This is a genomic window from Zongyangia sp. (assembly GCF_965361945.1).
Window position 1 is genome coordinate 1 of sequence record NZ_CBDTOK010000043.1, and the last position, 5,724, is coordinate 5,724.

Here is a 5,724-nt window from a genome sequence, read left to right on the forward strand (position 1 = left end):
TAAACGAACAACTATATGATAGGACATTTTTATTTTCTTGTCAATAAGCGTTTGATTTCCCAAAAAAAATTCCCTATTTTTTGTGAAATTCCACGAAAATCACGGAGATTTCCTACCAAAAGAACAAGTTTCCCTCCAAAGAAACCCACCCTTTCCCATCTCTTTGGCAACATCTGTCCAACCCGTGCGGGCCAAAAAAAGCGGGACGCAAATGCGTCCCGCTTTGCTTTTTCATTTTTACAGGAATCTGGCCCGCAGATCCTCGGGAACATGCTGAATGTTTTCCCGAATAAACTGGATGGTTTCATCAAAGGTTCTCACGCCCAGGGTAGCGCCGATGACCTGGCAGTTACAGGAACCCACCGCGTTGCCGAAGACGGCGCATTCCTCCATGCTCCAGCCCTTGACAATGCCGGTGAGGAAGCCGGCGCAGAAGCTGTCGCCGCAGCCGGTGGTATCGATAACCGGGGCGTCCTCAAAGGTCCGAATGTATCTCCTCTTGGCAAAATCGGTAACGTAGACCCCGTCGCCGCCCAGTTTGATAACCAGCATTTTCAGCCCATAGGGACGGAAGAATTCCTCGATCTCCTCACAGGTTTCCTTGCCGGTCAGCTGGGTTGCCTCATACATGCTGGGGAGGAAGATATCGGTATAGTGGAGGGCATCCTCAATGGCGGTCATATACACCTTGCCGTCCAGGCCGCCGGTGACGTCCATAGAGGTGATGCAGCCGGCCTCCTGGCACTCCTTGAGGAAGCGGCCCAGGTCGGGGCCGTCCAGCTTGGGGATACCGTTCGCGGAACCGATTTGTACCACCTTGGCTTGTTTGACATATTCCATGTCGATGTCCTTGTAGCCAAACTCGTCGTTGGCGCCGATGGTCACCAAGAAATGGCGGTCGCCGCTCTCCTCAATGCAGACAAAGGAGATGTTGGTCATGTGTTCGGCAGATTCCACTATCCGGCTCACATCCACCCCGTTTTGCACAGCGTTGTTCTTCACCACGCCGCCGAACATGTCCTGGCCGATCATGGCGCAGATGCCGGTATCCAGCCCCAGCTTGGAGCAGTCAATGGCGCAGTTAAGGGCGTCGCCGCCGGAGGTGTTCTGCACGCTGCTGATGCGGATAGAGTCCCTTTCCATAAAATCTTTGGTCACAGGTTTGAGCGCCATATCGCATACGGCGTTTCCTACAGTTACAATATCCATAAATCTGTTCCTTTCACTCTGGCCGCCCCATAGGGGCCAAACCGGCTTTACTTCTTCCAGCGGTGTTATTTGACAAATCTCCCCCGGAGATCTTCCGGCACATATTCGATGTTCTCCCGGATAAACTGCATGGTCTCCTCAAAGGAACGCACACCGGTGTTGGCGCCGATCTTCTGGCAGTTGCAGGAACCTACCGCATTGCCGTAAACAGCGCACTCCTCTACATCCCAGCCCTTGATGACGCCGGTCAGGAAGCCAGCCACAAAGGAATCGCCGCAGCCGGTGGTATCAATGACCGGGGCATTTTCAAAGGTGCGGATATATCTGTGCTTTTTAAAGTCGGTGACAAAGCAGCCGTCTCCGCCCAGTTTAATAGCCATCATCTTCAGGCCGTAGGGACGGAAGAATTCTTCAATCTCTTCGCAGGTCTGTTTGCCGGTCAGGGCGGTGACTTCATACATACTGGGCAGGAAGATATCAAGATGCTGGAACATGGGCTCCAGGATTTTCATTGCCTCCACCATATCGTCGGCGCAGGACATGTCGCAGGAGGTGAGCATACCGGCTTCCTGGCACTCGGCGAAGAGCTTGCCAATGCCCTCATCCATTTTGGGGCAGGAAACAGCGCTGCCGTATTGGAGGATCTTGGCGCCGGAATTTTTAATAAAGTCGACGTTGACGTCTTCATAGCACAGGGAGTTGTTGGCCTCCTGGTTAACGGCGAAATGCCGCTGGCCGTCCGGCTCGATGCAGACGATGGAAACAGAGGTGGCCACGCTGGGATCCTCCACCACGCCCTGGGTATTGACTCCGGCGTCCTTCAGGTTGGCCCAGATGGGGTTCGCGAAGGTATCGGTTCCCACCTTACAGACAACGCCAGCCTCCAGCCCCATTTTCTGGCAGTCGATGGCGGTATTCACCGCGTCGCCTCCCGAATGGGACATAATAGAATCCAAGGTGATGGCGTCCCTGTCAAACAGTTCCCGCACCATGGGTTTGAGCAGCACGTCGCTGCAAGCCAATCCAATTGTAACAATATCCAATGCCATAAGTACCATCCTTTTCTTATTTTTAGGCGCTTATATAATGTAAAAGCAACTATGTGTACTTAAACAGTTCTATCATAAGATATCCTCATTTTTTTGTCAATAAGGGTTCATTTCTTTTCATGACTTCCAAAAATTTTTGACTTTTAGCACAAACATTTACCGACAAAATTAGGGAAAATACTAAAACAGTCTTTACAACCCCTCCAAATCTTAATATTTTATGTATTTTCCCACTATTTTTCTGAAAACGCCAAATCTATGCTATAATGTAGGTAATCACACCGCTATCTGCGGCCTAAGGAGGCCTTTTTATGGAGCAGCAACCGAAGCAATCCTATACCGATTTTATGCAGGAGCCCTCTCCCGCACCTAGTTCTCCCCCTCCGGGCAGCCCTTCCCGCGCCCCCCGTTCCTCAGAGCAGAAACAGGTCATCACCATCGTGGCGGTCCTCGCCGTGGTTGTGGCCTTTGTCCTCGTTAGCTGCCTCATCCTCTTTCACAACAATAGCGAGGATGAGGCCGGCTATATCCAGCAAATCCCTACCGCCTATGAATCCACCTATCGGGCGGGGCTTCTTTCCTCTTCCATCTGTAAGATCTATGCCCAGACCTGGGATCTAGCCCAAGGGGAAGGTTTGGACACCCAAGCCATTGTGGACAGCCTTGCAGACGAGGTGGAAGCTTCTGGATATCTCCAGCGCATCCAATCGGCGGTGGAGGAGGCGGAGGATGCCCTGTCCGACCTGCCCAGTCCAGGACAGAATCAGGAACAAATCCATGAACAGTTGCTGGGGATGAAAGCGCAGCTGGATATCCTCTCGGAGCTGGCCCTCCATCCTGAAGATTTGGATGATGAATTTGGCCAGGAATACCAAGACGCCTACAATGAGCTAACCGGCCTTGCGGCAAAGATGCGGGAACTTCTGCCGGATCTTCCCAACTTAAACTCCCTGGAAAGCGATATCATGTTTCCCATTGTATCAGACGATGCAAACGCCCAGTAAACACTGGGCGTTTGCCTTTTCCGGTAGAAACTATCCTCCCAATTTTATGGTTTTCTCCTGATTTTTCTCTCTTATCCCAGTGAAATCATGTAAGAAATCACCAAGAAATTAGGGGAGAAATTTCACAGTTTCCTGATTGTTATCGGGGCCTATTTCCTTTATAATGAAGGTACATGCTGTGTTCTTACGCTTTTAAGGATATCAGAAACGGACAGACAAAAATGAAAGGGGTAATCTCTATGGCAAATCCAAAAATTGGCATCCGGCCCATCATCGACGGACGAAGATTGGGCGTCCGGGAATCCCTAGAGGAAAAGACAATGGCAATGGCCCATGCCGCTGCCGCTTTGATCAGTGAAAACTGCCGTTATGCTGACGGCACTCCAGTGGAATGCGTCATTGCGGACACCACCATTGGCGGCTGTAAAGAGGCTGCTCTCTGCGCCGAAAAATTTGCCGTCAACAACGTGTGCGCTACCCTGTCCGTCACCCCCTGCTGGTGCTACGGCTCCGAGACCATGGATACCGATCCCCTGACCATTAAGGCTGTCTGGGGCTTTAACGGGACTGAGCGCCCCGGCGCCGTCTATCTGGCCTGTGTCATGGCCGCTCATAACCAGCGCGGCCTTCCCGCCTTTTCCATCTATGGCCATGATGTCCAGGACATTGAGGATAATTCCATCCCCGAGGATGTAAAGGAAAAGATCATCCGCTTTGCCAAAGGCGCCATTGCCGTCGGCGAAATGCGGGGCAAATCCTACATCAACCTGGGTTCTGTTTCTATGGGTATTATGGGCGCTTTCTGCGACCCCGCTTTCTTCCAGAAGTATCTGGGCATCCGTCCGGAATGGGTGGATATGAGTGAAGTTTCCCGCCGGGTAAAGTTGGGGATCTACGACCACGAAGAATACGAAAAGGCACTGAAGTGGGTCAAAGAGCACTGCAAGGAGGGCTTTGACAACAACGCTCCTGAGGTACAGCACTCCCGGCAGCAGAAAGACGAAGAGTGGGAGTTTGTGGTCAAGATGACCCTCATCTGCCGGGACATTTTCCACGGCAATCCCAAGCTGTATGATATGGGTTGGTATGAGGAAAGTTTGGGCCGCAACGGTCTGCTGGGTGGTTTCCAGGGCCAGCGGATGTGGTCCGACTGGCAGCCCAACGGCGACTTTACCGAGGCTATGCTCAACACCACCTTTGACTGGAACGGAATCAAGCAGCCCACCATCTTCGCCACCGAAAACGATACCCTCAACGCCACCTCCATGCTCTTCGGCCATCTGCTCACCGGCTGCGCTTCCATCTTTGCCGATGTGCGCACCTATTGGAGCCCTGACGCTGTGAAGCGGGTCACCGGCTGGCAGCCGGAGGGCCGGGCGGAAAACGGCTTTATCCATCTCATCAACTCCGGCGCAGCGGCGCTGGATGCTACCGGCAAATCTAAAGACGCCGGCGGCAACCCTGTCATGAAGCCCTGGTGGGAGATGACCCAGGCCGATGCAGACGCCTGTCTGGAAGCCACCGATTGGTGCCCGGCCAGCCTGGGCTACTTCCGTGGAGGCGGTTTCTCCTCCCACTTTAAGACCAGCGCGGAGATGCCTGTCACCATGATGCGTCTCAATCTTATCGACGGATTAGGCCCGGTGCTCCAGATCGCTGAGGGCTACACCGTCACCCTGCCCGACGAAGTACACAATATCCTGGACAAACGGACCGATCCCACCTGGCCCACCACCTGGTTCGCTCCCCGACTCACCGGCGAAGGCGCCTTTACCGACGTCTATTCCGTGATGGCCAACTGGGGCGCAAACCACGGCTCCCTCACCTACGGCCATGTGGGCGCCGACCTGATCACCCTGGCTTCCATGCTGCGGATTCCGGTGGCGCTGCACAACGTGCCCCGGGAGAAGATTTTCCGGCCCCATGCCTGGAGCGCTTTCGGCACCCAGGATCTGGAGTCTGCCGATTACAGAGCCTGCAGCACCTACGGCCCTCTTTACAAATAAGGTTACAACGAAAAGCGGCGTGTTTTTAACACGCCGCTTTTTTGCTGGGAGCGGCAGGGATAGCTGTCATGAACAAAAGGGGTGGACCTTCTAGGTCCGCCCCTTTTTATGTGATGTGATCGGATGTTACCGGACAGCGGGGACCTCCCCAATATAGTTTGCGGCCTCCACCGCCGCCACGGCCCCGTCCGCCGCCGCCGTCACCAGCTGCCGCACCGACTTGGTTCGGGTATCTCCGGCGGCAAACACACCGGGGATGTTGGTTTTGCAGTCCTCCCCCGCTTTGATGTAACCGCCTTCATCCACAGCCACTGCCGGGGAAAACAGCTGGTTTTTCGCCACCAGTCCCACGGCGATAAAGATGCCTTGGCAGGGGATGACAGAACTTTCTCCTGTCTTTTTATTTTTTATCTCCACCGATTCCACCGTATTTTCTCCCTGGATCTGCTGCACCAC

The 5,724-nt window shown here is 53.7% G+C and carries 5 protein-coding genes; 2 read left to right on the forward strand and 3 right to left on the reverse strand.

Annotated elements, in window-relative coordinates:
- Positions 1 to 237 precede the first annotated feature (237 nt).
- Together ACZ25G_RS02780 and ACZ25G_RS02785 are read right to left on the reverse strand one after the other, a co-directional pair.
- Positions 238 to 1,209 carry a carbohydrate kinase family protein gene (locus tag ACZ25G_RS02780; protein ID WP_463681463.1) on the reverse strand — a complete coding sequence of 324 codons (972 nt, stop codon included), beginning with the start codon at positions 1,207 to 1,209 and terminating at the stop codon, positions 238 to 240.
- Between the two features lie 65 nt (positions 1,210 to 1,274).
- Positions 1,275 to 2,258, reverse strand: a complete 984-nt coding sequence (locus tag ACZ25G_RS02785) for a carbohydrate kinase family protein (protein WP_342680588.1) — start codon at positions 2,256 to 2,258, stop codon at positions 1,275 to 1,277.
- A 311-nt stretch (positions 2,259 to 2,569) separates the two neighbouring features.
- Between ACZ25G_RS02785 and ACZ25G_RS02790 the strand changes: the two genes are divergently transcribed.
- Both ACZ25G_RS02790 and ACZ25G_RS02795 read left to right on the forward strand, forming a co-directional pair.
- On the forward strand, positions 2,570 to 3,262 hold the full coding sequence (locus ACZ25G_RS02790; RefSeq protein ID WP_463681464.1) for a hypothetical protein: 693 nt from the start codon (positions 2,570 to 2,572) through the stop codon (positions 3,260 to 3,262).
- Positions 3,263 to 3,501: 239 nt separating this feature from the next.
- Positions 3,502 to 5,268: an L-fucose isomerase gene (locus ACZ25G_RS02795; protein ID WP_342680590.1), complete on the forward strand. Its 1,767-nt coding sequence runs from the start codon at positions 3,502 to 3,504 to the stop codon at positions 5,266 to 5,268.
- Positions 5,269 to 5,394: 126 nt separating this feature from the next.
- On the opposite strand, the gene ACZ25G_RS02800 is transcribed toward ACZ25G_RS02795, so the two are convergent.
- Positions 5,395 to 5,724 (reverse strand): NAD(P)/FAD-dependent oxidoreductase (locus tag ACZ25G_RS02800; RefSeq protein ID WP_463681465.1); only part of this gene is annotated, 330 nt, incomplete at its 5' end.